The sequence below is a fragment of the Rhodococcus sp. BS-15 genome (assembly GCF_000813105.1).
GTDB lineage: Bacteria > Actinomycetota > Actinomycetes > Mycobacteriales > Mycobacteriaceae > Rhodococcoides.
The window spans coordinates 1-3,939 of record NZ_BAOX01000378.1; the positions used below are offsets into that span (position 1 = coordinate 1).

At 65.6% G+C, this 3,939-nt stretch carries 4 protein-coding genes and 1 pseudogene; 3 read left to right on the forward strand and 2 right to left on the reverse strand.

Features of this window, described 5'->3' with window-relative positions; all coding sequences use genetic code 11:
- The coding region (locus RHBS_RS25310) for an alpha/beta hydrolase (RefSeq protein WP_237669691.1) at positions 1 to 700 on the forward strand (700 nt) is incomplete at its 5' end.
- A gap of 68 nt (positions 701 to 768) precedes the next feature.
- Here the strand turns inward: RHBS_RS25310 and RHBS_RS25315 are convergent.
- Positions 769 to 1,896, reverse strand: a complete 1,128-nt coding sequence (locus RHBS_RS25315) for an acyl-CoA dehydrogenase family protein (RefSeq protein ID WP_121873209.1) — start codon at positions 1,894 to 1,896, stop codon at positions 769 to 771.
- A gap of 16 nt (positions 1,897 to 1,912) precedes the next feature.
- Positions 1,913 to 3,088 carry an acyl-CoA dehydrogenase family protein gene (locus tag RHBS_RS25320; protein WP_094609740.1) on the reverse strand — a complete coding sequence of 392 codons (1,176 nt, stop codon included), beginning with the start codon at positions 3,086 to 3,088 and terminating at the stop codon, positions 1,913 to 1,915.
- Positions 3,089 to 3,166: 78 nt separating this feature from the next.
- Between RHBS_RS25320 and RHBS_RS25325 the strand changes: the two genes are divergently transcribed.
- Both RHBS_RS25325 and RHBS_RS25330 read left to right on the forward strand, forming a co-directional pair.
- Positions 3,167 to 3,721, forward strand: a complete 555-nt coding sequence (locus RHBS_RS25325; RefSeq protein ID WP_121873210.1) for a histidine phosphatase family protein — start codon at positions 3,167 to 3,169, stop codon at positions 3,719 to 3,721.
- 14 nt (positions 3,722 to 3,735) lie between these two features.
- Positions 3,736 to 3,939: pseudogene (locus RHBS_RS25330) on the forward strand (RidA family protein); the annotation flags it as partial.

Below are 3,939 nucleotides of genomic sequence, written 5' to 3' on the forward strand. Positions count from 1 at the left end.
TGCTGGTGCACGGAGCCTTCGCGAACAACACCAGCTGGGACGGCGTCGCGAGAACCTCCGCGGCCGCGGCTACCCCGTGGTGACGGCGGACAACTCGCTGCGCGGGCCGGCAGTCGACGCGGCCTCGGTCACCGATGTCGTCGAGAGTATCGACGGTCCGGTGATCCTGGTGGGCCATTCGTACGGCGGCACGGTGATCAGCAACGTGCATGCCGACAACGTGGAAGCACTCGTCTACGTCGCCGCGTTCATGCCCGTAGAAGGTGAACCCGTCGCTCTGGAACTCGACCCCATCCGATTCCCGGTGACCGCGCTGGTGCCGCCGGTGATCGGCCTGACGATCGTCGACGACGCGTCGAACATCATCGGTAAGAACGTCGATTCATACATCACGCCCGCACTGTTTCGCCCGTTCTTCGCGCCCGATGTGAGCGAGGAGCAGGCCGCGCGCATGGTCGCGAATCAGAAGACGATCGCTGCCGGTGCACTGCTCGAGCCGAGCGGTCCGCCGTCCTGGGCGCACACGCCGTCGTGGGCGCTGATCCCCCAGCAGGATCAGATCATCCCGACCTCCGCCGAGCGGTTCATGGCGCAGCGGGCGGGCGCTCAGGTGACCGAGGTGCCGGGTTCGCACGCGATCCTGGTCTCCAACCCCATGGCCGTGTCCGATCTTGTCGTCGCGGCAGACGCGGGTAGCTGACACCTCACGAAACGAACTCGGGCCCGGCCACCTGTCGAAGGTGGCGCCGAGGAGTTTCATGACGAGCGTCAGATCCCGATGAGGTCGTGATCGGCTACCTTCGACGCCAGAATGCGCAGGTGCTCGTCGGCACCACCGAGAGTGTGCTCGATGGCCACCAGCCGACTGGTGTAGTGCCCGACCGGATATTCGGCCGTGACGCCGATTCCGCCGTGCAACTGGATGGCCTCCTGGCCGATCTTGCGACCGGACCGCGAGATCTGCAGCTTCGCGCGCGACGCGATCGTCGTGTCGACGTTGCCGTCCGCCAACGACATCGTGGCGTACAGACTCATGCTGCGGGCGAGTTCGAGCAGCACGTACATGTCCGCCGCCCGGAAGGTGAGCGCCTGGAACTTGGCCAGCGGAACCCCGAACTGCTTGCGCGCCTTGAGGTAATCGGTGGTCAGCCGCAACGCCTCCTCCATGGCACCGATCGCCTCGGCGCACAACGCAGCCTGAGCCCGCACCTCCGCACCGGTGATGGCCGCTGCCGCGTTCTCGGCGGTGCCGAGCGGTTCGGCTGCGACATCGACGAATTCGATCTGAGCGGCGCGCTGACCGTCGTGGGTGGCGTAGGACTTGCGCGTGAGACCGGTCGCGTCGGCATCGACCACGAACAGTCCCGTTCCACCGGTGGGCAGCGCGGCACTGACGACGATCACGTCTGCGCTACCGCCGTGCGGAACCGGGTTCTTGACGCCGTTGATCGACCACGAACCGCCGTCCTCGGTGGCGGTGGTGGCGACCTCGATGTTGGGCCAGCGGCTGCCGGATTCGTTGTGCGCGAACGCCAACATCGACGACCCCTCGGCCACCGGCGGCAGCAGCCGCGCGCGCTGGTCGGCGCTACCGAGCTCGGAGATCAACCCGCCGGGGACGAGGACGGCGTCGAGAATCGGCTCCGGTGCGAGCCGTCGTCCGACCTCGGTCATCACGGCCATGATCTCCACGGGACCGGCGTCCATCCCGCCGTCTTCCTCGCTGAACGTCAGACCCAGCAGGCCGACCTCGGCCAACTGCTTCCAGACGTCGGTGCTCCAGCCCAGCTCACCGGCAACGATCTTGTTGCGCTTCTCGGTGTCGTAGGCCCGCGTGAGCACCTCACGAGTGGTGTCGCGCAGCAGCTTCTGCTCTTCGTTGAGTTCGAAATCCATGTCTTCAGATGCTCCCTTACAGTCCGAGAATCGCAGAGGCGATGATGGTGCGCTGAACCTCGTTCGAGCCGCCGTAGATCGACACCTTGCGGTAGTTGAGATACCCCGGTACCGAGCGCTGCGCCCAGCCCTCGCTCTCGATGTCCTCGCCCGCCTCGTAGGGCAGTGAGTCCGGCCCGGCAACGTCCATCAGCAATTCGGTCGTGGCCTGCTGCAGTTCCGATCCCCGCAGCTTGAGGATGGACGACGCCGGATTCGGCTTGCCGTCGTCCGAGCTGGACACCAAACGCAGCTGAGTCAGCTCGAGGGCGAGCAGTTCGTTCTCGACCTCGGCCATCTTGGCCGCGAACAAGGGGTCCTCGAGCAGCGTGCCGCTGCCGACCTTCGTCTGTGCTGCGTGCTTCTTCGCTTGTCCCAGATGCACTTTGGTGTGTCCGGCACGGGCGACGCCGGTGCGCTCGTTGCCGAGCAGGAACTTGGCGTAGCTCCAGCCCTGGTTCTCCTCGCCCACGAGGTTCTCCGCCGGAACGCGGACGTTGTCGAAGAAGACCTCGTTGACCTCGACACTGCCGTCGATCAGCTTGATGGGGCGCATCTCGATGCCGGGAGTGTTCAGATCGATCAGCAGGAACGAGATTCCGGCCTGCTTCTTCGGCGCATCCGGGTTGGTGCGCACGAGCGCGAAGATCCAGTCGGCGTACTGGCCGAGCGTGGTCCACGTCTTCTGTCCGTTGACGATGTAGTCGTCACCATCGCGGATGGCGGTGGTGCGCAACGACGCCAGGTCCGATCCGGCCTCGGGCTCGGAGAAGCCCTGGCACCACCAGATATCGAGGTTCGCCGTCTTGGGCAGGAACTTCTCCTTGAGCTCCTGAGAGCCGAACGTCGCGATGACCGGGCCGACCATCGAGGCGTTGAACGCCAGCGGCTCGGGCACCGACGCCAACTGCATCTCATCGAGCCAGATGTGACGCTGCACAGCGGTCCAGTCGCGGCCACCGAACTCCGCGGGCCAATGCGGCACCGCCAAGCCGTTCTCGTTGAGGATTCGCATGGTCGTGACCACCTCGTCCTTGCTCAACTCCTGACCCGTCGCGCTCTTCTCGCGAATCTCGGCGGGGACCTTCGTGGTGAAGAACGTCCGCATCTCGTCACGGAACGCGGCCTCTTCTTCTGTGAGGGCAAGATTCATCGACAATCCTCCAAGCTCGTTCGCGTATCTTCGTATCGACCGTACTCCCTGGTAACTCTGGGATATTCTCCGCTCACTATGACTCTTCTGGCACTGGTTCGGCACGGTGAAACGAACTGGAATCTGCACGGGCGTCTGCAGGGCTCTTCGGACATTCCTCTCAACGACACCGGCCGCGCCCAGGCCCGCGAGGCCGGCCACGACCTCGAGTACCGGGCCTGGGACCACCTGGTCAGCTCCCCGCTGATCAGAGCGGCGGAAACTGCAGACATCATCGGCGCGCACCTGGGCCTGACCCGCACCGCCGAGTTCCCCGATCTGGCCGAGCGGCATTTCGGTGACGCCGAGGGGTTCACCGATTGGGATGCGTACTCGCACTGGCCGGACGGCCGGTATCCGGGCTTGGAGCCGCGATCGAACCTGATCGTGCGAGGCGTGCGCGGCGTGGACGAGATCGCCTCGCGCTATCCGGACTCCGCGGTGATCGCCGTTGCGCACGGAGGCGTCATCCGGGCGATCTTCGACGCGATCCGGCGACGCCACTCACCCCGCATCCTCAACGCCGGCGTTTCCACCCTCGAACACGACGGTTCTCGCTGGACCGTTCGCACCATCAACGGCGTCCCGGTCTGACAGAGTTTTCCTTCATGGAGATCGAACGTCGCATCACCGAACTGGGCTTCACGTTGCCCGGCGAACCGACCGCCCCACCTGGTTTCGAGTTCTCGTTCGAGTGGGTGCGCGTGCGCGGCAACCGGGTCTTCGCCTCGGGCCATTCACCTCTGGCGGAAGACGGCGCCCTGGCAGGCCCGTTCGGCGCGGTGCCGTCCGAGGTGAGTCTCGACGCCGCC